The 24,599-nt window shown below is 57.2% G+C and carries 25 protein-coding genes and 1 tRNA gene; 12 read left to right on the top strand and 14 right to left on the bottom strand.

Translation table 11 applies throughout. From position 1 onward, the window contains the following. Positions 1–135 precede the first annotated feature (135 nt). From ADN01_RS01640 to ADN01_RS01620, 5 genes are read right to left on the bottom strand one after another with little or no spacing between them, the layout of a single operon-like run. The gene (locus ADN01_RS01640; RefSeq protein ID WP_082142789.1) at positions 136–747 is read right to left on the bottom strand and encodes an NUDIX hydrolase; all 612 of its coding nucleotides are present in this window, start codon (positions 745–747) and stop codon (positions 136–138) included. After that, entirely contained in the window at positions 747–1,610 is an 864-nt protein-coding gene (locus ADN01_RS01635; protein ID WP_075070863.1) for a tRNA (adenine-N1)-methyltransferase, read from the bottom strand. Before ADN01_RS01635 ends, ADN01_RS01640 begins: the two co-directional genes overlap by 1 nt. 34 nt (positions 1,611–1,644) lie before the next feature. Continuing rightward, positions 1,645–1,917 carry a hypothetical protein gene (locus tag ADN01_RS01630; RefSeq protein WP_062418374.1) on the bottom strand — a complete coding sequence of 91 codons (273 nt, stop codon included), beginning with the start codon at positions 1,915–1,917 and terminating at the stop codon, positions 1,645–1,647. Then, entirely contained in the window at positions 1,914–3,029 is a 1,116-nt protein-coding gene (gene mnmA, locus ADN01_RS01625; protein WP_062418373.1) for a tRNA 2-thiouridine(34) synthase MnmA, read from the bottom strand. The genes ADN01_RS01630 and mnmA overlap by 4 nt, the downstream gene beginning before the upstream one ends. Before the next feature lie 15 nt (positions 3,030–3,044). After that, entirely contained in the window at positions 3,045–4,202 is a 1,158-nt protein-coding gene (locus ADN01_RS01620; protein ID WP_062418372.1) for a cysteine desulfurase family protein, read from the bottom strand. Positions 4,203–4,382: 180 nt separating this feature from the next. On the opposite strand from ADN01_RS01620, the gene ADN01_RS01615 reads away from it, so the two are divergent. Genes ADN01_RS01615 through ADN01_RS01605 form a run of 3 tightly spaced genes read left to right on the top strand, consistent with a single transcriptional unit; the run spans position 4,383 to position 7,578 of the window. After that, complete coding sequence (locus ADN01_RS01615; protein WP_062418371.1) at positions 4,383–5,804, top strand: phosphoglucomutase/phosphomannomutase family protein; 1,422 nt, start codon at positions 4,383–4,385, stop codon at positions 5,802–5,804. Between the two features lie 3 nt (positions 5,805–5,807). Beyond that, on the top strand, positions 5,808–6,620 hold the full coding sequence (locus tag ADN01_RS01610) for a TatD family hydrolase (protein ID WP_062418370.1): 813 nt from the start codon (positions 5,808–5,810) through the stop codon (positions 6,618–6,620). Next, positions 6,610–7,578, top strand: a complete 969-nt coding sequence (locus tag ADN01_RS01605) for a polyprenyl synthetase family protein (protein ID WP_160318355.1) — start codon at positions 6,610–6,612, stop codon at positions 7,576–7,578. Before ADN01_RS01610 ends, ADN01_RS01605 begins: the two co-directional genes overlap by 11 nt. Positions 7,579–7,629: 51 nt before the next feature. On the opposite strand, the gene ADN01_RS01600 is transcribed toward ADN01_RS01605, so the two are convergent. Then, a tRNA-Leu gene (locus ADN01_RS01600) sits at positions 7,630–7,711 on the bottom strand. 56 nt (positions 7,712–7,767) lie between these two features. On the opposite strand from ADN01_RS01600, the gene plsX reads away from it, so the two are divergent. Together plsX and ADN01_RS01590 are read left to right on the top strand one after the other, a co-directional pair. After that, complete coding sequence (gene plsX / locus ADN01_RS01595; RefSeq protein WP_062418368.1) at positions 7,768–8,781, top strand: phosphate acyltransferase PlsX; 1,014 nt, start codon at positions 7,768–7,770, stop codon at positions 8,779–8,781. 20 nt (positions 8,782–8,801) lie between these two features. After that, on the top strand, positions 8,802–9,503 hold the full coding sequence (locus tag ADN01_RS01590; RefSeq protein ID WP_062418367.1) for a hypothetical protein: 702 nt from the start codon (positions 8,802–8,804) through the stop codon (positions 9,501–9,503). A gap of 75 nt (positions 9,504–9,578) precedes the next feature. Here the strand turns inward: ADN01_RS01590 and ADN01_RS01585 are convergent, their stop codons facing one another. Continuing rightward, positions 9,579–10,577: a pseudouridine synthase gene (locus ADN01_RS01585; protein WP_062418366.1), complete on the bottom strand. Its 999-nt coding sequence runs from the start codon at positions 10,575–10,577 to the stop codon at positions 9,579–9,581. Between the two features lie 17 nt (positions 10,578–10,594). Next, positions 10,595–11,167 (bottom strand): SMC-Scp complex subunit ScpB, encoded by a 573-nt coding sequence (scpB, locus tag ADN01_RS01580; RefSeq protein WP_062418365.1) that lies wholly within the window; start codon positions 11,165–11,167, stop codon positions 10,595–10,597. Between the two features lie 118 nt (positions 11,168–11,285). On the opposite strand from scpB, the gene ADN01_RS01575 reads away from it, so the two are divergent. The 7 genes from ADN01_RS01575 (at position 11,286) to rsmD (ending at position 17,921) form a co-directional block, all read left to right on the top strand. Further along, on the top strand, positions 11,286–11,858 hold the full coding sequence (locus ADN01_RS01575) for a hypothetical protein (RefSeq protein WP_147239048.1): 573 nt from the start codon (positions 11,286–11,288) through the stop codon (positions 11,856–11,858). Between the two features lie 48 nt (positions 11,859–11,906). After that, the gene (locus tag ADN01_RS01570; protein ID WP_062418363.1) at positions 11,907–13,550 is read left to right on the top strand and encodes a G5 domain-containing protein; all 1,644 of its coding nucleotides are present in this window, start codon (positions 11,907–11,909) and stop codon (positions 13,548–13,550) included. A 21-nt stretch (positions 13,551–13,571) separates the two neighbouring features. Next, the gene (locus tag ADN01_RS01565; protein WP_062418362.1) at positions 13,572–14,531 is read left to right on the top strand and encodes a UDP-glucuronic acid decarboxylase family protein; all 960 of its coding nucleotides are present in this window, start codon (positions 13,572–13,574) and stop codon (positions 14,529–14,531) included. Continuing rightward, positions 14,528–14,986: a GtrA family protein gene (locus ADN01_RS01560; RefSeq protein WP_062418361.1), complete on the top strand. Its 459-nt coding sequence runs from the start codon at positions 14,528–14,530 to the stop codon at positions 14,984–14,986. Before ADN01_RS01565 ends, ADN01_RS01560 begins: the two co-directional genes overlap by 4 nt. A gap of 92 nt (positions 14,987–15,078) precedes the next feature. Further along, positions 15,079–16,290, top strand: a complete 1,212-nt coding sequence (locus ADN01_RS01555; protein ID WP_201778610.1) for an ATP-binding protein — start codon at positions 15,079–15,081, stop codon at positions 16,288–16,290. Between the two features lie 30 nt (positions 16,291–16,320). Beyond that, complete coding sequence (locus ADN01_RS01550) at positions 16,321–17,343, top strand: uroporphyrinogen decarboxylase family protein (RefSeq protein WP_062418360.1); 1,023 nt, start codon at positions 16,321–16,323, stop codon at positions 17,341–17,343. After that, on the top strand, positions 17,340–17,921 hold the full coding sequence (gene rsmD / locus ADN01_RS01545) for a 16S rRNA (guanine(966)-N(2))-methyltransferase RsmD (protein ID WP_062418359.1): 582 nt from the start codon (positions 17,340–17,342) through the stop codon (positions 17,919–17,921). Before ADN01_RS01550 ends, rsmD begins: the two co-directional genes overlap by 4 nt. Before the next feature lie 9 nt (positions 17,922–17,930). Here rsmD and ADN01_RS01540 read toward each other — a convergent pair whose 3' ends face one another. The 6 genes from ADN01_RS01540 to ADN01_RS01515 all read right to left on the bottom strand — a co-directional run bounded on the left by ADN01_RS01540 (position 17,931) and on the right by ADN01_RS01515 (position 24,446). Continuing rightward, complete coding sequence (locus tag ADN01_RS01540) at positions 17,931–18,449, bottom strand: NUDIX hydrolase (RefSeq protein WP_062418358.1); 519 nt, start codon at positions 18,447–18,449, stop codon at positions 17,931–17,933. A gap of 73 nt (positions 18,450–18,522) precedes the next feature. Further along, the gene (locus ADN01_RS01535; RefSeq protein ID WP_062418356.1) at positions 18,523–19,473 is read right to left on the bottom strand and encodes a class II fructose-bisphosphate aldolase; all 951 of its coding nucleotides are present in this window, start codon (positions 19,471–19,473) and stop codon (positions 18,523–18,525) included. A gap of 43 nt (positions 19,474–19,516) precedes the next feature. Then, complete coding sequence (locus tag ADN01_RS01530) at positions 19,517–20,689, bottom strand: 6-phosphofructokinase (RefSeq protein ID WP_062418355.1); 1,173 nt, start codon at positions 20,687–20,689, stop codon at positions 19,517–19,519. A gap of 43 nt (positions 20,690–20,732) precedes the next feature. Beyond that, positions 20,733–21,800 carry a sensor histidine kinase gene (locus tag ADN01_RS01525; protein ID WP_062418353.1) on the bottom strand — a complete coding sequence of 356 codons (1,068 nt, stop codon included), beginning with the start codon at positions 21,798–21,800 and terminating at the stop codon, positions 20,733–20,735. Between the two features lie 125 nt (positions 21,801–21,925). Beyond that, positions 21,926–23,434 carry a hypothetical protein gene (locus ADN01_RS01520; RefSeq protein ID WP_062418352.1) on the bottom strand — a complete coding sequence of 503 codons (1,509 nt, stop codon included), beginning with the start codon at positions 23,432–23,434 and terminating at the stop codon, positions 21,926–21,928. After that, entirely contained in the window at positions 23,415–24,446 is a 1,032-nt protein-coding gene (locus ADN01_RS01515; protein ID WP_062418351.1) for a hypothetical protein, read from the bottom strand. The genes ADN01_RS01520 and ADN01_RS01515 overlap by 20 nt, the downstream gene beginning before the upstream one ends. Positions 24,447–24,599 lie beyond the last annotated feature (153 nt).

Genomic DNA, 24,599 nt, shown 5'->3' with positions numbered 1-24,599 from the left:
TTGCCCATAATCTGAGAAAATTGGCCGCCTGAAAGGGCGGCTTTTTTTGTTTCTCAAGCCAAAATGACTTTTTTGCCCCCTTTTTAACCATATTGGGGCTGCCTGGATCTTCTTTCCAGACAGCCCCTGTTTTTATTAGGCTTCAGATAGCATCCCTAAGATTTTCAAGAAGTTAACGGTGATTCTGCCAGTCACACCCCAAACCATTTCGCCATCATAAAGCTGGTAATAAATTACCGGCTCCACCTTCCCATTTTGGCGCAGATACGGCCTTTCCTCAAAATGAGCCGGCTTGGCCAGCCAGTGCAGCGGCACAAAGAATACCCGCTGCACTTCCTCTGCGGACACCTGAAACGCAGCCGGCCAGGGGATTAAGCCCACAATCGGCGTGATCAAGAAATCGCTGATCGTGGGGTAATCATGCAGCCGCCCCACAATCCGAATTTGATCCGGCGCCAGGCCAATTTCTTCAAACGTCTCGCGGCGCGCTGTATCTTCCAATGTGCGGTCCCCGGGCTCCACAGCCCCGCCCGGAAATGAGACCTGTCCTTTGTGGCTCTGCACCGTCTCCGTTCGCCGCGTAAAAAGCACCTGCCATTCTTCATCTTTCCACGCTAGCGGAATCAACACCGCCGCCCGCCGGAACCCATTGTTGGCGGGCAGAACCTGCCGTGCGCGTTCCACCGCCTGCACCCGGGAAAAAATATCCTCTTCCCGCAGCGGTGCTCCTCCGGGGTGCATTGTCATTAATCCTCGTCCCCTGCCTCCTCTGCATCATCCGGCGCAGAAGCGGCTGAATCAGCCTCGGTTCCATACCCTTCAGCGTAGATAACAGGTCGTGCAAAGATCAGGTATCCCGTATGGGCCACCATCCGGTCGGTGGGCCGCAGCCGTTCGGGTTCCGCCTTGTAATACCGCAGCAGAATTTCACACACATCAATAAACCCAAACTGGTGGTGCCGCAGTGCGTTGAGCAGCTTGCTTACCTGGTTCACAGTCGGCAGCAAGGAGCCAAAGAAGCCCCCTGGTTTCAAGGCCGCCCGCGCCTGCCCGATGTAATCATATGGGTTGGCTACATCCAGGAAGAGTGCATCCACGTTCTCCACCCCAAACCCATTCCCAATATCACCCAGCCGAAAAGTCACCCGATCGCTCATCCCCAGGCGTTCAATGTTTTTCTTCGCCAGGGCCTGCATGTCTTCGCGCCATTCCACCGTGGTCACATGCCCGCTGTCGCCCACCGCAAACGCCAGTGCCCGCGTCAAAGAGCCCGATCCTGTCCCGGCCTCCAACACATGCTGCCCAGGCCCAATCCCCATATTGACCAGAATAAAGCCGATTTCCTTCGGGTACAAAATCTGTGTGTTGCGCGGTGTGTTTTTCAGCAAATCTCCCAAGGCCGGCTGAAGTAAGAAGAACGGATTTCCCAAATGGCTGAACACCTGACTTCCCCACGGCAGCCCGATCAAATCATCGTGGGCGATCACCCCGCGGTGGGTTTGTAAGGTTGCGCCGGCTTTGAGTTCCAAAATAAAGTGCTTATGGGTCATGCCTACCAATTCAGCTAAATCGCCCTCATGGGCGTGTGTTCCGTGCAAATTCCATCCCAAGGTGACTCTCCTTAATGAACTATCCGTTTACCAATCAAGATCGCTCATCATCTCGGTGCGGGTCTAATAGAGACGCCATCCAGATGAACAGCAGGCTTCCCATCGTCGCCGTGCCCAAATGAAGCGGGCCTAGATCTAAAAATGAAACTCCCACCCATCCCCCCATCGCATGTCCGATCCAGAAGCCGATCCAACTCGCAAGGATGTACATACTCAGCTTGCTCAGATTGCCTCCGCGCCACAAATGAAACGCCGCCCCATACAGCGTAGAGATCAAAACACCAAACAGCACGGCGGGAATGGTCATGCCGCCCTCTCATCCGCTGGCGCAGCGGTCGTCCGCCTGCCGTCCACTCGTGCAATTCGCCCCCCACCCAATACCACCCGCCCCAGGTATACTGCCGCCACCTGCCCGGGGGTGATGTCGCGCTGCCAGCGCTCAAATACCATGCGCACATTGCCGTTTTCTAGCGGCTGAATCTCCGCCGGAGCCAGCGCCGCCCGGTAACGGATCTTCACCTCAGCGGCGAAAGGCTCGGCTGGGCTTTCTTCGGCAATCCAATTAAACCCTTCTGTCTCCAGGCACTGCTGCCCCAATTGCTCGGCCGGGCCAACAATGAGAGCATTCTCACTCATTTTCTTATCCAGCACAAACAGAGGCTCGGGGTTTGAAATCTTCAGTCCTTTGCGCTGCCCAATGGTGTAAAACGCCAATCCCTCATGCTCCCCCAGGCGCGCGCCATCTCTATCGTAAATCGGCCCAGGGGAGGCAGCCTCAGGCACATACCGCGTCAAAAATGTGCGGTAATCTTCGCCGCCCAGAAAACATAAATCCTGGCTTTCACTGCGCCGCGCCGTTGGCAATCGATAATTCAGCGCCATTTCCCGCACCACCTGTTTAGTCAACCCGCCCAATGGGAATAACGTCCGCGAAAGCTGTTTTTGATTTAACATGCTCAGCACATAGGACTGGTCTTTTTTTCCATCCACGGCCCGCAGCAGCTGCACTTTACCATTTTTGGCCAGGTCCAGGCAGGCGTAATGTCCTGTCGCCAGGTAATCTGCCCCCAGCTTCAGCGCCTGTTCCAACATATGCCCCCAGCGAATCTGGCGGTTGCACACCAGGCACGGGTTCGGGGTGATGCCAGCGCGGTAGCCGTCCAAAAAATTTTGAACTACGGTGTCGCGGAATAATTCCCGCACATCCACTGCATAAAAAGGGATGCCCAAAATAGCCGCCACGCGCCGCGCCTGCGCCATATCATCCGGGGTACAGCAGCGGTTCTCCTGTTCTCGCCCCTCCTCGCTCCACAACCGCAGCATAATTCCGATGACACGGTAGCCCTGCTCCACCAGCAAAGCCGCCGCCACCGAGCTGTCAACGCCGCCGCTCATTCCAACAACAACCGTCGCACCCATGCAGCCTCTCCTGTCTCAGGATCGCGCTTTTTCGACCAAACGCGGCAGTACGTCTAAGAACCGCTCCACATGCTCTGGCGTGCTGTCGTGTCCCACCGTGATTCGCAGCGAGCCCAAAGCCCAATTTTTCGAATACCCCGCTGCCAGCAGCACCTCAGATGGTTTCGGGGTTCCCACTCGACACGCCGATCCCGACGAGCAGGCAAAGCCTTCCAAGTCCAACATCATCAGCAGCGCGTTCCCATCCACCCCTTCAAACACAAAGCTGGCATGATTCGGCAGGCGCTGAGTGGGGTGCCCAGTCAGATTGGCGCGCGGGATACTCGCCGTCACGCCTGCAATGATGCGGTCGCGCAGCTGCGTAAAATATTCACGCCTTGCATCCAAACCCAATTGCGCCTTACGCAGCGACTCTGCCAGGCCGATAATGTAGGGGATATTCTGCGTTCCCGCACGGAAACCGTTCTCTTGCCCGCCGCCGGTCTGCGTGGGCAGAATCTTCATTCCCCTACGCACATACAACGCCCCCACCCCCTTCGGCCCGTAAAATTTATGTGCACCGACAGCCAGGAAATTTACCTGATCGGCCTCTACGTCCATTTTTAAATGCGCCGCAGCCTGCACCGCGTCCGTGTGAAAAGGAACATTTCGCTGGCGGCAAACCTTCCCAATCTCAGCGATCGGGTTAATCGTCCCAATTTCATTGTTGGCATACACCACCGACACCACCGCCGTATCCGCCCGCAGGCTGGCTTCCACATCCTCCGGGTCCACCTGCCCATATCGGTCCACTGGTAAAAAGTCCAGTTTAAAATCATAATCGCTGGCTAGCTGCTGGGCAGTGTGCAGCACCGCGTGATGCTCCACCGGGCTGATCAGAATCCGCTGTGCCCCATTCTTTTTGCGCATGGCCAGAGCCGCACCCCGCAGTGCAAGGTTATCGCCCTCCGTCCCCCCGCTCGTAAACAGAATCTCGCTCGCCCGCGCATTCAGCGCAGTCGCCACGGTCTCGCGTGCCTGCTCCAAAGCTGCCTCGGCCCGCTGTCCAAACCGGTGAATGGAAGATGGATTCCCAAAATTTTCTCGAAAATAGGGCAGCATCGCATCCAACACTTCGCTGTCTAAAGGCGTGGTCGCCGCATAATCCAGGTAAATAGATCCGTTCTGTTCCACGAGATACCTCCATCCGTCACAATGGTTGATTATAGCACGTTCTCCTTTTTCTTCAGCTATCATCTATTTCGCCCTAATTTACTCCGATTTGAAGCATTTACCTTATGCGTTGGGCTTTTCGCGCCTGCAAAGGGCTGATATAATATCGAAAATGGTTAAATTTTTCACATGGAGGGTTCGATGGCTTCAGACATCCGCTTTGGAACCGATGGATGGCGCGGAGCGATTGCAGAGGATTACACCTTTGACAACGTCCGCCGCTGCGCACAAGGTTTTGCCGACTATTGCTTATCGGAGGGCAAAAAGGACGCCTGGATCGTTGTCGGTCACGACAAACGCTTCCTCTCCGAAGATTTTGCCCTTGCCGTGGCTGAAGTCCTCGCCGCCAACCAGCTTCGCGTCTACTTAACCGACGGCCCGACCCCCACTCCAGTCATCTCCTACGCCGTGGTGGACAAAAAAGCCGCCGGCGCAGTCAACATCACTGCCTCCCACAACCCTCCCACAGATAATGGTTTCAAAGTTCGCGACCAAAACGGCGGCGCCATTGCCCCCGATGGTCTCAAAAAAATCGAAGCTCTCATCCCCGATTCCATCGCCAGTGTCAAGCGTATTTCCGCGGCTGAAGCCGAAGCGCAGGGCCGCCTGGTACACTTCGACGCTTCCATCGCTTACATTGAGCACCTCAAAGATTTGATTGATTTACAGCCCATTAAAGACGCCGGGCTGAAAATCGTCTTCGATGCCATGTGGGGCAATGGTGCTGGTTGGTTCACCCGTCTCCTCGGCGGCGGCAAAACCCAAATCCTTGAAATCCACAACACCCGCAACCCTGTGTTTCCAGAAATGTCTCGTCCAGAACCCATTCCCCCGAACATCAATGTCGGCCTTCAGCGCACTGTGGAATTGGGTGCGGATGTGCTCCTCATCACCGACGGCGATGCTGACCGCGTGGGCTTTGGCGACGAGAAAGGCAACTTCATCAATCAACTGCAGGCCTATGCCTTGTTAGCATTCTATCTGTTAGAAGTTAAAGGCCAGCGCGGTGCCATCGTGAAAACCCTGTCCACCACCAGCATGCTCGAAACCCTGGGTAAGCTCTACAATGTCCCCGTATATGAAACCGGTGTAGGCTTCAAATATGTGGCCCCCAAGATGGTGGAAACGGACGCCCTCATCGGCGGTGAAGAATCCGGCGGCTACGCCTTCCGCGGCAACGTACCCGAACGCGACGGTATTCTGGCGGGTCTGTACTTCCTCGACATGCTCGTCAAGCTGCAAAAAACCCCCTCGCAGCTCATTGATCTGCTCTACAGCAAAGTTGGCGCTCACTACTACGACCGCATCGATTCACGCTTCTCGGGCGACCGCAAGCAGCGCGAACAGATTATCCTCAATGCCAACCCTGCCACCATTGGCGGGTTCAAGGTGGTTGAACTCAACGCCACCGACGGCTTTAAATTCGTGCTCGAGGACGGCGGCTGGCTGCTCATCCGCTTCTCCGGCACAGAGCCGATCATGCGCGTTTACTGCGAAACCACGGATGCATCACGCGTACAGGACATCCTCCAGGATGGCTTACGAATCGCAGGGCTGAAATAAACTTTGGGACTGGTAGATACACACTGCCACCTGTATCTGGAGCACTTCGACGACGATCTGCCCGCGGTGCTGGCCCATGCCTGGGAGTCGGGATTAACAAAAATTCTGATCCCAGGTATCGACCTGAAAAGCAGCCGCGCAGCGCTTGAACTGGCCGAATCGGATCCTCGTTTGTACGCCAGTATCGGCGTTCATCCCAATGACGCCCTCACATGGGACGATTCGACCTACCAGCACCTTAAAACCCTGGCGCAGCACCCTAAAGTCGTGGCCGTCGGCGAAATTGGTCTGGATTATTATCGGGATCGTGCGCCAAAGGAGCTTCAAATCCGAATTCTGGAGCAGCAGCTAACCCTGGCGGAAGAATGCAGCTTACCGGTCATCATTCACAACCGGCAGGCGCTGGAGGATCTGTGGCCCATCCTCCAGGCCTGGCAGACCCGCCTGACCCGCACCCATCCTGCCCTCGCTGCCCGTCCCGGCGTCCTTCATGCTTATGACGGTCAGGCAGACCTGGGGCATGCAGCAGTGAAAGCTAATTTTTTTCTGAGCGTAGGCGGCCCCATCACCTATAAAAGCGCGCGACCGCGCTTTTCAAGCCTCACCGAACTGCCGCTCACCTCTTTGCTGCTGGAAACGGACGCCCCGTTTCTCCCCCCACACCCGTACCGCGGCCAGAGAAACGAGCCTGCCTATCTTGCTGTAGTGGCCAATCAACTGGCCGAAATTCTTCAGCGGCCCGCTGCTGAAATTGTTGGAGTTACACAAGACAATGCCAAACGTTTATTTGCCTGGGGAACCACGCTTGAGCACTAGCCTTTCATTTCTTGCCCCGCTGCAGGACGATATTCGCGCCGTCGAAGGCATGATGCTCGCCCAAATGGAGGGCCATCATGCCGATCTGCGCAACGCCCTCGATTTGATCCTGAAATCCGGCGGTAAGCGTATTCGCACCTCACTGACCCTACTTTCAGGCCGCACCTTTGGCGCCGACCCCCAACGTTTAAAAACCCTCGCTGCTGCCATTGAGCTGCTCCACACGGCTACCCTGGTGCATGACGACCTCATTGACGGCTCCCTGCTGCGGCGCGGTCTTCCCACCCTCAATTCTCAATGGTCCCCCGGCGCCACCGTTCTCACCGGCGACTTTCTCTTCGCCCGTGCTGCCGTCCTGGCCGCTGATACCGAAAGCATCCCTGTCATTCGCCAGTTTGCTCATGTGCTTGGCGTCATCGTTAACGGTGAAATCACACAATTATTCGCCAGCCGTTGCAAAGCCAGCCGTGACGATTACTACGAACGCATTTACGCCAAAACCGCCTCCCTGTTCGAGACTTCCACCTGGTCTGCGGCCGTCATCGGCGGTGCGGAGGCTCCGGCAGTAGAAGCCATGCGAAATTACGGCTATCAGGTCGGCATGGCCTTCCAAATTATTGATGACATCCTCGATTTCACCAGCGATGCGGCGCAAATGGGCAAACCCGTCGGAAGCGACCTGCGTCAAGGTTTGGTCACTCTTCCCTGCCTGTACTATCTAGAAGATCACACCGCCGATCCTGACGTGCAGCCTCTTTTTCAGGGCCGCTGTCTCAGTGATGAGCAGTTAAGCCGCGTGGTTGCCTCCATCCGCGAATCGCACGCCATTGAGCGCTCTTACCAGGAAGCGGAGCGCTTTGTTCACCTCGGTCTGGAAAGCCTTAGGAGCGTTCCCCCTTCTCCCGAGCGCAGCGCCCTGGAAGAATTGGCGGATTACATTGTTGCCCGCAAGCTCTAGGTCGTGCTCGCCCTTAAACAAAAAAAGCCGCAATTGCGGCTTTTTTATCAGTGCGCTGGAGAGGACTTGAACCTCCACGGGTTTCCCCACATGGCCCTCAACCATGCCTGTCTGCCAGTTCCAGCACCAGCGCGAGTAACCCTATTATAATCGGGCCTATAGAATTGTGTCAATAAAAAAGGAGAAATTATGGCGATTGTTTTAGATGGAATGGGAAGCGATACCTATCCTGCGCCTGAAGTTGAGGCCGCCGTGCTGGCCGCCGAAGAATTGGGCGAAGAGATCATCCTCGTCGGTCAGCAGGAACTTCTTGAGCCTCGCCTCAAAGCTGCCAACCCTCGCGGCCTGCCTGTGCGCATTGTGCACGCCCCCGACGTTCTGGAGATGGGCGACAAGGCCGTAGAATCCACCCGCAAAAAGCCCAACAATTCAATGGCGGTCGGCATGGAATTGGTTCGCACTGGTGAAGCCCAGGCTTTCGTCACCGCTGGCTCCACCGGGGCGGCCATGTTCAACGCCATCAAAATCCTGCGCCGTATGCAGGGCGTTTTGCGGCCCGCCCTCGTCACCCCCATCCCCACCCGTACGGGGCGCTGCGCCTTTCTCGATACCGGCGCCAACGCCGACTGCCGCCCCGAATTCTTCACCGAGTTTGGCATCATGGGCAGCCTATACGCCAAACACGTCCTCCAGGTGGAAAACCCCCGCATCGGCATCCTCTCCAATGGTGAAGAGGCTGGTAAAGGCAATCAGTTAGTCAAAGAAGCCTACCCCCTGCTAGCCAACGCGGGTCTGAATTTCGTAGGCAACGTCGAGCCGAAAGAGGTTTACAACGGCCACGCCGATGTGGTCGTGGCTGATGGTTTCACCGGCAACATATTCATCAAGACCTCCGAATCCGTCGCCAAACTGATCACCGATGTCCTCCGCGAAGAAATTTCTACCAGCTTCGCTCGCAAACTGGGCTATCTGCTCGTCAAACCCGCGTTCCGCCGCTTGAAGAAAATGATGGATCCCTCTGAAGTCGGCGCCGCCCTGCTGGTGGGCATCAACGGCTACGTCTTCATCGGCCACGGCCGTTCAGATGCCCGCGCCCTGGTCAGCGCCCTGCGCCTGGCCCAACAGGCAACCAAGGCCAATATGTTAGATGCGCTGCGCGCCGCGATCCAATCGCAGTTAGCCGCTGCCACCCCCGAATCCTGATCCCCCCAAAGAGGTTCTTCATGAAAGTCGTCACCAACGATAAATTGATCAAGCGTAATCAGAAAATTGGCAACATCAGCAGTCTGGCCAGCCTGGGCATTCTGGTGCTGGGGTTTGTCCTTTCTTTCAACCCCGACCAGCTCACCTGGGCTTTTGCCGCCCTTCTGCTGGGTTTTATTGTCTCTCAAGTGGGCCTCTTTTTTGGAGCACGCTTTGGCCGTTCTCCCCGCCCCGATGAGCATTTGACCGCCGCCCTCAAGGGCCTGGAAAACCGCTACACCCTCTATCATTACACAACCCCGGTTTCCCATCTGTTGGTTGGTCCTTCTGGTGCATGGGTGCTGCTGCCTTACAGCCAGGGCGGCACCATTCGCTTTGATGAAAAGAAACAGCGCTGGCAGCAGAAAGGCGGCAATCTGTATCTCAAAATCTTTGCGCAAGACAGCCTCGGCCGCCCCGATTTAGATGTTAAGGGCAGTCTGGCCGACGCACAAAAATTCCTCAACGAAAAATTGGGGCAAAGCGTCCAGGTGGAAGTCAAAGCCGCCCTGGTGTTCACCAATCCCAAAGTCACCATCGAAGCTGCCGAAGCCCCTATTCCCACCCTCACCGCAGAAAAACTCAAGGATTTCATTCGCAAACAGGCCAAAGATAACGCCTTCCCCAACGAAAGCTTCCTGGCCATTCAGCAAGCCCTGCCCACCGAATCGGTCGAAGCCTGAGCGATCGGCTTTTTTGCGATCAAAAAAAGGATCAGCCAAAAACTGATCCTTTTTTCTGTAATTTGTGGTTATCTTTCAGCGCTTGGGCCGGCTGGGACGGGGATTGCGCGGCGTGCGCGTGGTTGGCCGGGCGCTGCCGTCTCCCCGCCCAAATGGGCGCTCACCCGAACCCGGACGGTCGTTAGTGCGAGTCCGTCCGCCGCGTCCAGCGCCTGCTTCAGGTCTCGGCCCGCGGTCACTGCGCGGCCTTTGCGCTGAAGGCGCACCGCGCCGCCCTCCCGCACTCTCAGATTCGCCCCCGCCGCCCCATCTGGGCTTCATATTCCTGCGCGGATCGTTCCGCCGCGGACCAGCTTCTTGCCCGCCAGTTTTCTTAAGCTGCCGAACCTCATCCGCGTTCAAATCCCGCCATTCCCGTTCGCGCAAATTACCCAGCAGCAGCGAACCAATCCGCACGCGGATGATGCGCTGTACCGGCAGCCCAATGCGTGAGCCGACCTCGCGAATCTGGCGTTTTCGTCCTTCACGCAGAATAACCCGCAGCCAGGTGCCTTTGGTGGCCGTGCCGTCTAGCTGCACAATCGCCGGAGCCGTCTTATAGCCGTCTTCCAAAACCACGCCCCGCCGCCAGGTCTCCAACTGTTCCGCGTCCGGTTTGGTTGCCACCAGAACCCGGTATTCTTTTTCATGTCCGTAGCGAGGATGAGTCAGCCGGTTGGCCAGCTCCCCATCATTGGTCAGCAAAATCAAGCCCTCGCTGTCTAAATCCAGCCGTCCAACCGCATATAGATGTCCGTGCACCGGCACCAAATCGCGCACCGTGGGCCGCGGGTCAGCCGGATCCACATCCGAAAGTACCCCGCGCGGTTTGTGCAAAGCGATATAGCGCTTGGGCTCTTCCTTGGGGATCAAATTGCCGTCCACCGTGAGGGTGTCTTTGCTGGCATCCGCTTTCATGCCCAATTCGGCCAATTTTCCATTCACCCGCACCCGGTCTGCCGTGATCAACTCTTCGCATGACCGGCGCGAGCCAAAACCCGCCCGGGACAAAATTTTCTGTATCCGCTCTTCCATAAAATCCTCTTTCGATCCTAATCCTTCAGCAGCCGATTACCTTCAGCCTCACCCTCAGTGAATGTCTCCAACTCAAATGGGGGCAGTTCCGCGATCGATGACAATCCAAAATGCTGTAAAAATTCAGAGGTCGTGCTGTACAGAATCGGCCGTCCAGGGCCTTCCGCACGCCCCACTTCCTGCAGCAGCCCCTTGCTTAATAAGCTCTTCATCACACCGTCGCTGTTCACACCGCGAATCGCGTCCACCCCTGGGCGGGTGATCGGCTGGCGGTAAGCGATGATCGCCAACGTCTCCAAAGCCGCCCGGCTCAAGCGCGCCGTGGCTTCCAGGCCCAAATATCGCTCTATTAGAGGAGCCAGCTCCGGCGCCGTGGTCAACTGCACCCGTCCAGCGTGCCATTGCAAGCGCAGCCCGCGCGCTGCCAACAAGACCTCCAACTGATGAAGCCCTTCCTCAACCTCCTGCGGCTTCAGCCCCAACGCCTCACCCAATTGCACAACCGTCACCGACCCTGGGGATACAAATAACATCCCTTCCAGGCAGGCTTCAAGATTTAACGGCAGAGAAGTTTCAACGGTGTCACTCATGCTATAATAGAGCCTGTTGTCCTCGCGAGTTTTGGTAAACCGGTTCCAATCTCGTACAGCACCGCTTGAAAACCGGAAAAAAACAGCAGCATCTGCTTAACCATTATAAGGTACTGTGATGAAAAATAAACCTTTACGAATCCTCATGGGCCTCACCGCCCTTGTGTTTGCTGCGTTGGCCTGCAACCTGCCCTCGCGTCAGTCGTCCACACACACTCCACAGCCCATACCGGTATCTCAAGAAGCCGCCGACAGCCTCGAAGCCACCGTCATTGCCGCCTTTGAGCAGGCCCAGTCCGGCGAGCCTGTCACCGTGGTGCTGGATGAAACCCAGATCACCTCGTATACGGCCGTCTTTTTCGCCGCCAACCCCGATCTGGGGCTTTCCGCTCCTCAGGTCTTCTTACGCGACGGTCAGGTTCTGGTCAACGCCCAATACATCCAGGGACCAATTAAATCACCAGTGGAACTGGCTCTCTCGCTCAGCACTTCGGCAGACGGCAACATCCAGGCATCTCTAACCACCGTAAAACTGGGCAGCATCAACGCCCCCGACAGCATGAAAGAATCCATCTCAGCCGTGGTTAACCAGGCCCTATCCGGTTCCTTTGGCGCTTCTGCCACCGGCCTGCGTATCACCGATGTCGCTGTCGGCAGCGGCACCCTCACGCTAACGGGTGTCCGCCAATAGGCGAAACCTGATTATACTCGATTTGATTTGAAATTTCGGGAACGAACTATGGGGCAGACCATCCACACGCACACCTTCAAACCGATCTCCACACTGTGGCTCTGGATCTGCCTCCTCATTTTCATCATATCTCTGACGGGCTGCACCCCTGTCGCTCAGCCGGCGGAACCTGTTGCCATCTCAGTCGCCGTCATCGCTGACGGCCAGCAAAAACAGGTCAGCCTCCCGGCTGGGGCCACCGTGCAGACCGCCCTCGAAAAAGCCGGCGTCACCCTTGGCACGTTAGACCGCGTGGAACCGCCCACCTTCACCGCCCTCACCAGCGCCGCAAGCATTCAGGTCACCCGTGTGCGCGAAGAATTTGAGGTGGAAGAGACCACTATCGCCTTTGAGACCCAAACGGTCTACAATGAATCCCTGCCAGACGGTCAGACCATGCAAATCCAGCCTGGGCAAAACGGCGTCCAGCAAATTACCTACCGCCGCGTGTTTGAAAACGATGTGGAGATTTCCCGCACGATCTTTAAAACGCTGGTCCTTTCAGAAGCTCGCCCCGAGATCCTCATGGTCGGCGTTCAAACGCCTTTCATTCCCATCACCATCTCCGGCCGCCTGGCTTACCTCACCGCCGGTAACGCCTGGGTCATGGAAGGCACCACCGGCACCCGCCGCCCCGTTGTTACCAGCGGAGATTTGGATGGGCGTGTGTTTGCACTTTCACCTAACGGTGAATGGCTTTTATACACTCGTAAAACCGCCCCAGATCCCGCCGCCGAAACCCAGGACATCAACAGCCTGTGGGTGGTGCGTGTCACCGATGAGAACCCCGTACCGGTAGACCTCAAAGCCAAAAATGTCATCCATTTTGCCGATTGGGTCCCCTACAGCCAACTGTCCGTGGTCTATTCCACGGTAGAACCCCGTTCCACCGCCCCCGGCTGGCAGGCCAACAACGACTTACAGCGCGTCTCTTTCAATAATTCGGGTCGGGTGGTCAAACAGGAAGAGATCCTTCCCGCCAGTTCCGGCGGCATCTACGGTTGGTGGGGAACCACCTATGCCTGGTCGCCGCAAGGCAAAGAGCTGGCCTATGCCCGCCCCGACAGCGTGGGCCTGGTTGATGTGGATACCCAGCAGTTAATCCCTCTGGTGGATATCATCCCCTTCCAAACCCGCGGCGATTGGGCCTGGGTTCCCGGCCTGGGTTGGTCCTCCGACAGCCGCGTCCTGTTCACCGTTGTCCACACCCCCCTGCCCGGCCTTTCCAGCGACGAAGCTTCGCCCCTTTTCGATCTCACCGCCCTCGTGGTCAATCGCTCTCAGGCTCAGGCCATTCCAATGGTGTCTCCCAGCGGCATGTTTGCCTACCCCACCCCCTACACCGGTGAAAACTCCCGTCTCCAGGGTCAAATTGCTTATTTGCAGGCCATTTTCTCGGAGCAAAGCGATTCCAGCCGTTACCGCCTGGTGGTCATGGATCGCGACGGCTCCAATAAAACCACCCTCTTCCCAGATTCTGGCTCGCCCGGCCTCGACCCCCAAAAAGTCGTTTGGGGACCGCAGCCGCAAGGCGGCTCGGATCCCTGGGTTGCAGTCTACTATCAAGGCAATTTACATTTGGTCAATCCACTGACCGGCCAGAGCCAACAGGTGACCGGGGATGGATCCATCGGCCGTATTGATTGGAAGTAACCTATATAAAAGGAGCAGGATATGCGAGTTCTCATCACTGGCGCGGCTGGCTTCCTCGGTTCTCATCTTTGCGAGCGTCTGCTGCAAGAAGGTCACAGCGTGATCGGTATGGACAATTTTGTCACCGGCAGCCCCGATAACCTCGCCCACCTCACGAACAACCCCCGTTTTGAATTCATCCGCCACGATGTCTCAAATTTCATCTTTGTCCCCGGAAAAGTGGATGCGGTCATGCATTTTGCTTCCCCCGCCAGCCCCAACCCGGCATCCCCCTTTGGCTACGTCAATCTCCCCATCCAGACCATGAAAGCCGGCGCCCTCGGCACACACAACACCCTGGGCGTCGCCCGTGCCCAAAATGCCCGTTACCTGCTGGCTTCCACCAGTGAAATCTACGGCGACCCCGAAGAACACCCGCAAAAAGAGACCTACTGGGGCCACTGTGACCCCACCGGCATCCGCTCCGTGTATGACGAGGCCAAACGCTTTGCCGAAGCCCTCACCACAGCCTACCACCGCTACCACGGCATTGATACCCGCATTGTGCGCATTTTCAACACCTACGGCCCGCGCATGCGCCAGGATGACGGCCGCGTTGTTCCCAATTTCATCCAGCAGGCCTTGCGCGGCGAACCTCTGACGATCTATGGAGAAGGCAAACAAACCCGCTCGTTCTGCTTCGTCAGCGACCTCATCGAAGGCATCTACCGCCTCTTGCTTTCTGATGAGCACATGCCCGTCAACATTGGCAACCCATCCGAATTAAGCATCCTGGAGTTTGCCCGCACCATTAACGAGATCATTGGCAATAAAGCCGGTATCACCCACATGCCCACCCTCCGCGTCCAACACGATCCCGAAATGCGGCAGCCCGATATCACCCGTGCAAAGGAAATTCTAAAATGGAATCCAGAAGTATCATTGGACGAAGGCATTCGCAAGACGGTGCCGTACTTCCAAAGAAAAATGGGCTTGGCGTGATCGTCAAGAATCCAAAAGAGCGTAGCCGCTTCATCCGCTTTGCCATCGTCGGTGCCATCGGCGCGGTGGTGGATTTTGGCTTTTTCAACCTCCTGGTTGGCTTCACCCCTATCGCCGCCATCTGGGCTTCTGCTGCCTCCTTCACCGCAGCAGTCGTCAGCAATTTTGTCTGGAACCGCTACTGGACCTATCCAGATTCGCGCAGCAAACCCATCGCCAAGCAGCTCACCCAATTTGTCATCGTTTCTATTTTTGGCCTGGGCATACGCGTAATCATGTTTGCCCTACTGGAGATTCCCCTTATCCAGCTTAGCGCACAGTTCTTCCCGCCGGATTTCTTCCTCAGCGCCACCACCATCGGCCACAATGTCACTCTGGCCCTGGCCATTCTGGTGGTCATGTTCTGGAACTTCCTGGCAAACCGCTATTGGACCTATTCAGACATCACCACCTAGAACCCAACCGGCTTTTTCGACCTTTCAGATTCGTTTCTTTGCTACAATGAGGTCAGAAAAACGTCCGCAGTCTGACCCAGTTGAGGTGAAAAATGCCAGATCTGAACCCGTCTGACCGGCCCCAAACCTACCCGCCTGAACAGCCGCAGCCCACCCCTTCCGTGCGCTCCCTGAAGGAGCTGATGGATCTGGTTTCGGGCAAATCTGTGGCCACCGAGCAGCCGCAGCAGGAATCAGGTCTGGCAGAAGCCTTGCCCTTCCCCTTTCTGGGCCTGGTTGGGCAGACCGAGATGAAGCTGGCCTTACTCCTCTCGGTCATCAACCCACTGGTCGGCGGCGTCTTGTTGGTCGGCCCGCGCGGCACCGGCAAAACCACCGCCGTTCGCAGCCTGCTCAACCTTCTCCCCGACATCGAACGCAGCTCCTGCTTCTACGGCTGCCTTCCCGAAGATGTGGAAGCGGGCGGCATTGACGCCGTGTGCCCCGACTGCTCCCGCAAGTACGCCGAAGGCCGGTCTCTGGTTGTCAAGGAACCGGTTCGCCTGGTGGAGCTGCCCCTCAATTCCCGCATCGAAGATGTGGTGGGTGGGCTCGATGAACGCGCCGTCATCCACGACCGCATGCGCTTGAAGCGCGGCATTCTGGCCCATGCCGACCAGAATATTCTCTACGTAGACGAAGTCAATCTGCTCGATGACGAAATCGTAGATGCCATCCTGGATGCAGCCGCCCTGGGAACCTACACCGTCCGCCGCGGCCCCATCACCGCATCTTACAACGCGCGCTTCACCCTCATCGGCTCGATGAATCCAGAAGAAGGCCGCCTGCGCCCCCAAATTTTAGACCGGTTTGGCCTGCGGGTCATCGTCCGCGGGCTCACCGAAGCCCAGGAACGGCTGGAGGCCTACCGCCGCACGCGCGCCTACCGCATTCAGCCGCGCCAGTTTATCCAACAGTACAATCAGGAAACCCTCATCGCCCGCGATGAAGTCACCTACGCCCGCGGCATGCTCCCCCAGGTTGAAATTCCCCCGCCGGTCGCCGAGGCCGGCATCCGCCTCATTCAAAAACTGCGCATTGATTCCCTTCGCGCAGAGATCACCTTATTTGAGGCCGCGCGCGCCCTGGCCGCCGCTGATTCGCGCACAACCGTCACCCTCGATGACCTCCGCACGGTCAGTCCAATGGCTCTACGTCTGCGCCGCTCGCCTTTCATGGAAGATTATTTCGCCGAACGCAAACGCGAAGATGCTCAGCTCTACAAATTCCTGCACACGCTGGATCCTCGCACCAATTCAGAATAGCTGCCTTGCGCATCACCAGGAGGGAAACCCATGCCTACCCCAGCAGCCACCCATCGCGACCGCATAGAGACCTGTCTCAATGGTCAAACCCCTGATCAAGTCCCCGTAGCCCTTTGGCGGCATTTCCCCGTGGATGACCAGACCCCTGAAGGCTTGGCCGCCGCAGTGATTCAATTTCAAAACACCTACGATTTCGACTTGATCAAAGTGACCCCTGCTTCCTCATTCTGTGTCACCGATTGGGGTGCTCGCGATGAATGGCGCGGCAATCCCGAAGGCACGCGTGAATACACCCGGCAGCCCATCCGTTTCCCCGAGGATTGGGCCAAAATTCGCCCTCTAGATCCCCGAAAGGGCAGTCTCAACGATCAAATCACCTGTCTGCGTCTGCTTGTCGCCGAATATCATCACGCCACCCCCATCCTGCAAACCGTTTTCAGCCCGCTTTCTCAGGCCAAGAATTTACTTGGGAAACAGAATCTGGTGGCCTTTTTACGCGAGTTCCCCCAGGCCCTGCACGCTGGCCTGGAAGTTATTACCCAAACCACCCTTCAGTTCATCGAAGAGGCTGCCAAAACCGGCATAGACGGCATTTTCTACGCCGTCCAGTACGCCCAGTACGGTCTTTTATCCGAAGAAGAATTCAGAACTTTTGGGAAATTCTATGATCTGCAAGTGCTCGAAGCCGTCCGCAGCCTATGGGCGAACATGCTCCACCTGCACGGCGAGCATGTGATGTTCGACGCCGTTCAGGATTACCCCCTCCAAATCATCAACTGGCACGACCGATCCACCCCGCCCACACTGGCAATTGCCAAGAACAAATTTCCCGGCGTGGTCTGCGGCGGCCTGCGTCAATGGGACAGCATGGTTTTGGGAACGCCTCGCCAAGTGCTTGAAGAAGCCCGTATGGCCATCTCCGAAACCCAAGGACAACGCTTCATCCTCGGTACAGGCTGTGTCTTGCCCATTACCGCCCCTCATGGTAACATCCTGGCTGCACGCCGCAGCGTGCTGAAAAATTCCACTGGTTCTCTGGGAGCACAGGTTTGAGCGCACCTCGCATCATCGCTGGCAAAGCCCGCGGCATCCGCCTTCAGGATGTTCCTGGCGATATCACCCGCCCCATCACCGACCGGGTGAAAGAAGCTCTGTTTAACATCCTGGGTGTTGACATTCAAGAAGCTTCCTTGCTGGATCTATTCGGCGGCACAGGCAGCGTGGGGCTGGAGGCGCTCAGCCGCGGCGCCAGTTACGTGCGCTTTATTGACTTGCACCGCGCCGCCATCCAGACCATCCGCACCAATATCGAACGCACACGTCTGAACCAGGGCGCTGAGGTGCTTCAGACCGATGCCTTTGCCCACCTGCGGCAGCGTCCTGACCGCGCCTTCGACTTTATCTTCATCGCTCCCCCCCAATACAAAGGCCTGTGGGTCCAGGCCATGCAAGCCCTGGAAAGCCAACCTGCCTGGCTTCATCCCCAGGGCTGGATCATCGTCCAGATTGATCCGGTGGAATACCAGGCGGTCGAATCTGCTCATTTTGTGGAAATTGACCAGCGCCGTTACGGCAGCACCCTGCTCGTCTTCTACGAAACCATCCAATCCCCACCGCAGACCTCGCCCTAACTGACTCGCCTACCTCGCCGCTGACGGATCGGAGATAGCCACCACCAATTGATCCTGGTCATCATAATACGACCGTGCATGGAACGGTGCTTCGGTCGGCTGGTGCCGCACCACCACCGGAACCAGCACGCGCAGATCATCCACCAACGCGTATTGATCCAGTTTGCCCTCCTCCATCCAAGTCAGCTCTCCCTCGCTTGAAGCTCGCACCTCTCCCCCCGCGTATTCCCCTCGAAAAATAAAAACCCCCACACCGATGTGATCATCCGCGTCCACCATCACCGTCCCGCACAAGCGCAGATTCCTGACCTCTAAGCCTGCCTCCTCCATCAATTCCCGCCGCGCGGCTGCGTACAGGTCTTCGCCCCGCTCCACATGCCCGCCGATGCCGTTGTACCGGTTGGCCCACAGTCGTTTGCTGGGTGCACCTTTCAAAAGCAGCACCTGCTCGCCGTCCACAACAAAAATGAGCGTGCGCGGGATCATCGTATAGCGGCTTACGTTCACACCCTGATCGCTCTTTGGCATATCTCCCTCCAATAAAAACTCTGCCCGTGCGGTTCGAAATCACGGGCAGAGCTGTAATGTAAACAACCAGGGGCTAAAGCCCTAACATCCTGCGCACGGCGTCGAGCTGCCCGCTGCTGCCCAGCTTGTCGTTTTTGGCAGCGATGAACTTGGCATATTCGGCCATGAACACCTTTCCTGGCGGCCGCAGGTCAAAGTTTTCAGGATGCTCCTGGAAATACTCCCGATGTACGCGCGTCCACACCAGGCGGCCGTCCGTGTCAATATTGATCTTAGTCACGCCCAGTTCTGCTGCGCGCAGGAACTGGTCGGCGTCCACGCCCTTCGCGCCCTTCAGCGCGCCGCCCGCAGCGTTGATCCGCGCCACTTCTTCCTGCGGGACGCTGCTGCTGCCGTGCATCACCAGGGGGAAGCCCGGCAAACGGCGTTGAATTTCAGACAGCACATCAAAGCGCAGTGCCTGATTACCGGAGAATTTGAACGCGCCGTGGCTGGTCCCAATCGCAACCGCCAGCGAGTCGCAGCCGCTGCGTTCCACAAATTCTTTGGCGGTGTCGGGGTCAGTCAGCTTCGCATCTGCTTCGCTCACGCTGACGTGCTCTTCCACCCCGCCCAGCTGCCCCAGTTCCGATTCGACCACAATCCCGCGCGCATGGGCTGCGTCCACGATTTTCTTCGTGATCGCGATATTGGTTTCGAAATCTTCGTGGCTGGCGTCAATCATCACGGAGCTGTAGAACCCGCTCTCAATGCATTCCATGCAGGTTTGCTCATCGCCGTGATCCAGATGCACCGCAAACACCGCCTCAGGGAAAATCTCATCCGCCGTGCGGATCATCGCTTCCAGCATTTTCTTGTGCGTGTACGTGCGGGCGCCCTTCGAAATCTGGATAATAAAAGGAGACCGGCTCATCAGACATCCCTGGAAAAGGCCCATCGTTTGTTCCAGGTTGTTGATGTTGTAGGCGCCGATGGCATACTTGCCGTAGGCGGCCTCAAACAACTTTTTGGTGGTAACGATCATGGTAAACTCCTCAGTTAGTCCAACCTCGCAACAGATCCCAAGATCAGCTCAGGAACATCGGTACGCCCATGAAGTCTTTAATCTTCGGGCGGTACGTATCAATATCATAGAAAGCGGGTACATCCACACGCTTCTTGCCAGCCAAAACCATCCCCACCGGAACGGTTGTGTATTTTCCCCCGTGCAATGCCACCATCTTGCCCGTCTCGCGCCGCTGGATCAACTGCACCGCCAGGTGTCCAAAGGACATCGCCACCATCCGGTCCAACGAATCGGGCGCGCCCGAGCGCATCAAATACGCCAATTGTTGGTACATCACATCCTGACCGGTGCGCTTTTTGACTTCATAAGCCACCATCTCGCCCACACCGCCCAGCTTGCGGTGGCCGTAAGCGTCTGCCTCACCCGTCTCAACCACATCCCCGCCCTCCATGATCGCACCTTCGGAAATCGTCATCATGGTGTAGTTCGAGGGGTTGTTGCGCTTGTCTTCCAGCAGCATTCCGCACAGCCGGTCAATCTCAAAAGGCACTTCGGTGATAATCGCCCGGTCCACATAAGCCAGATACGCCGTGATTAAGCTGGTTTCGCCGGAGTTACGCCCGAACAATTCAACAATCCCAATGCGTTCATGCGAACCTACCGAGGTGCGCATATTGGTGATGAAATCCACGCTGCGGGTCACCGCGGTGGAAAAACCTATGCAGTAATCCGTCCCAAACACATCATTATCCATCGTTTTGGGGATAGCCACTACCGGCATGCCCTCTTTGTCCAGCCGCACGGTATAGCTGAGGGTGTCGTCACCTCCGATCGTCGCCATCACATCAATCCCCAGATGTTCCAGTACCTTCAGAACATGCTCGGTGTAATCCATCGTGCCTTCATCGTCAATTTGTTTTCCCAGCGGTGAATTCTGTAAAAACGCCGGGATCGCCTTGGGTTTAACTCGCTGGGGGTTGGTGCGTGACGTGTGCAGGAAGGTGCCGCCAGTGCGGTCAATGGTGCGCACATCATCCCGCGTCAGTTCCCGCACATTGTAGTCGTACGTAGAAGGTTCATCCAGGTTGTAATTCAACAGTCCTGCCCACCCACGCCGAATACCGATCACCCGGTAATCGTTCTCCAGCGCGCTCAAAACCAGTGCTTTCATGCACGGGTTCAAGCCTGGAACATCCCCACCACCTGTCAGCAAACCGATTGTCTTCTTTGGCATAGAAAGCTCCTCAAAAAATTAAAATAGCGTATGGATACAGCGCTCAGGCCACCTCAGGTTCAATCGCAGGAACCTGGAAGGAAACTTTTGCGCCCTTCCCGATGGCAGAATCGATTTCAAAAATCCCACCTAAAATCTCAACCCGTTCGCGAATCAGTTTCAGTCCAATCGAATCAGGCCGCAAAGCAGTCTGCGGGTCAAAACCCTTGCCGTTATCCGAAACAACCACCTTCACCATGGTATCGTCAAGAATGACCATCACGTTCACCTGCACCCGCACGGGGTGATCTGCGTTGTGCTTGGTAGCATTGGTGATCAGTTCCTGCACTGCGCGGAAGATCATCACTTCCAGGTAAGATTCCAATCGGCGCTGCTGGCCCTTCAGGGTCAGATTGACGTCGCAGTTATTGGAGTCTTTGAAATCCTTCACATATTTGTCCAGAGTCGGCATCAACCCCAGGTCATCCAGCATCATCGGGCGCAGCTCCGAAATAAACCCCTTCACTTGCTGGAAGGTGGACATAGCCGACGAGCGCAAATTGGTCAGTTCTTCTCTGGCCCGGTTCGGGTCCATTTCAAAAGAGCGCGTGGCGATATCCAGCTGCAAGATAAAATTGGTCAGCGCCTGCGCAGGGCCGTTGTGAATCTGGGTCGAAAGCCGCTGCCGCACCGCTTCTTGCGCATTGATCACCATTTCCAAAGTGGCGGCCGCGCTCCCTCTGGCTCTTCCCTGTCCAATCTGCCCAAATTCATCTTCCAAAAAAGCGTGCACCCGCTCCAAAATTTGCAGGGCCCGCTTGTAATTGGTTTGATCGCTTTGCAGTTTTTCCAGCTGCCCCCGCATCACCAGCAGCCGCTGCTGCACATCCAGGGCAGCCGCGTAGGCGCTGCGGATATCCGCTCGCGGAACGCTGTCAAACTGGGTCTGCACCTGCTGTAAATGCCCGTTGATCGCCGCGTTGCGCTGAGTCAGCTTGGCCAGTTCTGCCTGGCTTTGCTCTAACAGGAGGGTCACTTCCTTCAGCGACCGGCGGGTTTGTTCTACTTCACTTTGGATTTCATCTGGGAACTCTTTCCATTGATTTTCCGATGGGTCGCCCGGGATCACCATATTTCCTCCTCCTGTTCAAAAACACACCTTGTGGGTATGGTTAGCAATGTCTGCGGGAGCCTTCCAACCATTAAGTATAGCATAGACTTGTCCACACAGGCAGTGAAGTTTTCCGAATTTCCGATTTATCGCCAGCGGTAAACCGCCATATTTTCGCCGCCAGCCTTTGGCGCGTAAATTCCCTGGCTGCGGTACACAACCTCTTTCCCATTTTCCAGGCTCTCGTACCAATCCGGAAACACCACCAGATAATCCACCTGCTGATCGTCCAGATAGGTGCGCAGCCGTTCTTCGTCCCGCAAAAACGGAATCAGTTCCGGCGTCACCAGCCCCGCCAGGTCAAGAATGCGCCGCTCGCTGAAATAACCCACCGCGCCAATGTCATGCACTGCAATCAATGCATCCGCATCGGTGCTGGCTCGCAGCCATAAAGCGGTGTCCACCATTTCCGTCTCAATAATCGCCACATCCTCGGCGTAGCTGCGCGCCCCCAGAACCACAAATCCCAACAGAACGCCCGCCGTCAGCGCCCCCCAGGCAAACCGCGCCAGCGAGAATTTGGCAACGTTTGTTTCTATTCGCCTTCCCAACGCGCGCATCCCCCAAAAACCCACCGTCCAGATCACCGGCATGGCCGGAATCAGGTAGCGCGCATGTTGGTACACCACCGGCAAACGCCAGGCATACAACCCCGTGTAGCCCAGCCACCAAATCATCCCTGCCAGAACCACCCACTGCCGCTGTTTCCATCGCACCAGCGCGTAGGCCGCTCCTGCCAGGAGCAGCAGACCCGCCCCCACCCACGGCATGGCTGCCATTTGCAGCAGCCGCCCAGCGTAAGGCTGCGCTAAAAGGCTGGCATATTCCGCCTGTTTGGCATAAAACGTATTCGGCCAAATGCTCCCCGCTGTCAGCAGGTTAAACCCTAAATACAGGGCAAATACCGCCCCAAACCCTATCCCCACAGCCAACATCCGTTTGAGTAACGCCCTGCGCTGCCCTCCCATCCCCAGCAAAACCAACCCCACTGGCCCCAGCAGCGTCAGCGCATCCGGGCGAATCCAAACCCCCACCCCCACGGCCGCGCCGAGCCAGATCCAATTGGGTTCCGCCCGAGTCAGGCTCGCAAATAAGGCCAGAATCAGCCCCGCGTACAGCAGAGTTTCCATGCCAGACGCGGCCGCCCAGCTGAGGTGCCATTCCAAAATCAAGAACAAGCCCACCCACGGAACGCCCCTCCTGCTTTCTCCTTCAATTTGCGCCAGCCGGTCGTACCAGAGCTGCCCCATCCATGCCGTTAAGAAAAGGCATAATCCGCCCAAGATCTGCGTCCACGCCCACGCCGCCCCGGGCACAAATTGTCCCGGAACCAGCAGCAGTGTCCATAAAGGGCTGGTAGAGCCGCCGCTGACTGTACCTGGCAAAAATGCCCATTCACCTCGCTGTGCCAGGCTTCTGGCAAACGTCTGGTGGATCCAGGCATCATCCAACGGGTATCCCACCGCATGGGTGGCCGCGCTCGCTGCCAGGTAAATCCCCTGAACCACCGCCGCACCCAGCAGCAGCAGCCCCCACCGCCCCCCTTTCCTTCCCCACACAGCCGCCGTCTGAGCTTCACTCCGGGAGGATTTCATAAATCACCACCTCCTCAGAGTCATAACCCAGCCGCAGCCCATCCCGATTCTCCGGCTGTCGGAATAATTCATCCAGCGGTTCCGGCACATTCTTATCCAGCACCAGCCAGCGTGCCTGATAGCGCCGCGCTGCCTCCAACATGGCCGCCGCAGGTTCATTTGGCACAGAAATGGCTGCCTGCCGGTTGGCTGCCGCATACCCCGGCGGGTTGTTGACCATCACCACGTCCTGAGGACTGCCCCCCTGAATTTGAATCCATGCAGCCGTACGCTGGGCGTCTTCCCAACCGCGGTTCCACTTTGGCTGACTTGCGTCTTCCCCAATCACATTGGCCGCATACAGGCTTGCGCTGACCGCCAGGTTAATCATCACCAGCCCGCTGCCCAAAACCCTCAACGCTTGCCGCGGGTTCCAACGCCGTTTCCTTGCCGCCCACCCCACCGCGGCGTCCAACCCCACCGCGCTCAAGCCCCAGATCAACGGCTGAAGCGCAGCGCCAGAGTGAAAGAACCCCCCTCGGCTGCCCGCAAAGGGAAACACCACTGTCATCACCCCCAGGGTCGTCAACCACATCAGTCCGCCCACCTGCGCTTCGCGCCTTTGCCGCACGCGCAAGAATCCCCAAATTGCCAACGGCAGCAGGACAATTTGAAACTGCACCCCCAGGACCGTCTGCAAATTCATCTTTAGTGCGTCCCACCGCGCCCCCACCAAATTTTCCCATCCCTGCAAAAGCCAACGCTCCGGCGTCAGCTTGTCTGCCGGATACGAATAAGTCTCGTCATACGTGGTAATCCACAGCGCCCGTGAGCCCCCCGGCGGCATCCACTGTCCAAACACGCTCAGATTCCGTCCAAACCACACCCCCATCACCGCACCGTACAAAGCGGCCGCCAGCAGCACCTGCCCCGCGATTTTCCATCCCCGCTGACGCGCGCGCCACCCCTCCCATGCGATCCATGCCAGACAGCCTACCAGCCACAAGACCCCATCCGCACGCGCCAGGTGCATGCACCCCGCCAGCGCCCCCAGTCCAGCCGCTCGCCCTTCCTGCCCACCCCCTACCCCACCCGCACCGCAAATTCTTATGCGCTGGAAGGCCAAACCCACTTCGCCGCCGGCAACCTGAACAAGGCCATTGACGCCTATAAAGAGGCCGCCCGC

The organism is Levilinea saccharolytica (genome assembly GCF_001306035.1).
Lineage (GTDB): Bacteria > Chloroflexota > Anaerolineae > Anaerolineales > Anaerolineaceae > Levilinea > Levilinea saccharolytica.
This window is presented reverse-complemented; position numbering and strand designations above follow the sequence as displayed.

What these genes read in the sequence shown, in the direction of transcription:
- ADN01_RS01590 (WP_062418367.1), top strand. Translation starts at nt 8,802, where the DNA reads ATGAAAGTCGTCACCAACGATAAATTGATCAAGCGTAATCAGAAAATT.
- ADN01_RS01630 (WP_062418374.1), bottom strand. Translation starts at nt 1,917, where the DNA reads ATGACCATTCCCGCCGTGCTGTTTGGTGTTTTGATCTCTACGCTGTAT.
- ADN01_RS01555 (WP_201778610.1), top strand. Translation starts at nt 15,079, where the DNA reads ATGCCAGATCTGAACCCGTCTGACCGGCCCCAAACCTACCCGCCTGAA.
- ADN01_RS01565 (WP_062418362.1), top strand. Translation starts at nt 13,572, where the DNA reads ATGCGAGTTCTCATCACTGGCGCGGCTGGCTTCCTCGGTTCTCATCTT.
- ADN01_RS01575 (WP_147239048.1), top strand. Translation starts at nt 11,286, where the DNA reads ATGAAAAATAAACCTTTACGAATCCTCATGGGCCTCACCGCCCTTGTG.
- plsX (WP_062418368.1), top strand. Translation starts at nt 7,768, where the DNA reads ATGGCGATTGTTTTAGATGGAATGGGAAGCGATACCTATCCTGCGCCT.
- ADN01_RS01550 (WP_062418360.1), top strand. Translation starts at nt 16,321, where the DNA reads ATGCCTACCCCAGCAGCCACCCATCGCGACCGCATAGAGACCTGTCTC.
- ADN01_RS01640 (WP_082142789.1), bottom strand. Translation starts at nt 747, where the DNA reads ATGACAATGCACCCCGGAGGAGCACCGCTGCGGGAAGAGGATATTTTT.
- ADN01_RS01520 (WP_062418352.1), bottom strand. Translation starts at nt 23,434, where the DNA reads ATGAAATCCTCCCGGAGTGAAGCTCAGACGGCGGCTGTGTGGGGAAGG.
- mnmA (WP_062418373.1), bottom strand. Translation starts at nt 3,029, where the DNA reads ATGGGTGCGACGGTTGTTGTTGGAATGAGCGGCGGCGTTGACAGCTCG.
- ADN01_RS01530 (WP_062418355.1), bottom strand. Translation starts at nt 20,689, where the DNA reads ATGCCAAAGAAGACAATCGGTTTGCTGACAGGTGGTGGGGATGTTCCA.
- ADN01_RS01615 (WP_062418371.1), top strand. Translation starts at nt 4,383, where the DNA reads ATGGCTTCAGACATCCGCTTTGGAACCGATGGATGGCGCGGAGCGATT.
- ADN01_RS01535 (WP_062418356.1), bottom strand. Translation starts at nt 19,473, where the DNA reads ATGATCGTTACCACCAAAAAGTTGTTTGAGGCCGCCTACGGCAAGTAT.
- ADN01_RS01570 (WP_062418363.1), top strand. Translation starts at nt 11,907, where the DNA reads ATGGGGCAGACCATCCACACGCACACCTTCAAACCGATCTCCACACTG.
- ADN01_RS01540 (WP_062418358.1), bottom strand. Translation starts at nt 18,449, where the DNA reads ATGCCAAAGAGCGATCAGGGTGTGAACGTAAGCCGCTATACGATGATC.
- ADN01_RS01585 (WP_062418366.1), bottom strand. Translation starts at nt 10,577, where the DNA reads ATGGAAGAGCGGATACAGAAAATTTTGTCCCGGGCGGGTTTTGGCTCG.
- ADN01_RS01515 (WP_062418351.1), bottom strand. Translation starts at nt 24,446, where the DNA reads ATGCACCTGGCGCGTGCGGATGGGGTCTTGTGGCTGGTAGGCTGTCTG.
- scpB (WP_062418365.1), bottom strand. Translation starts at nt 11,167, where the DNA reads ATGAGTGACACCGTTGAAACTTCTCTGCCGTTAAATCTTGAAGCCTGC.
- ADN01_RS01525 (WP_062418353.1), bottom strand. Translation starts at nt 21,800, where the DNA reads ATGGTGATCCCGGGCGACCCATCGGAAAATCAATGGAAAGAGTTCCCA.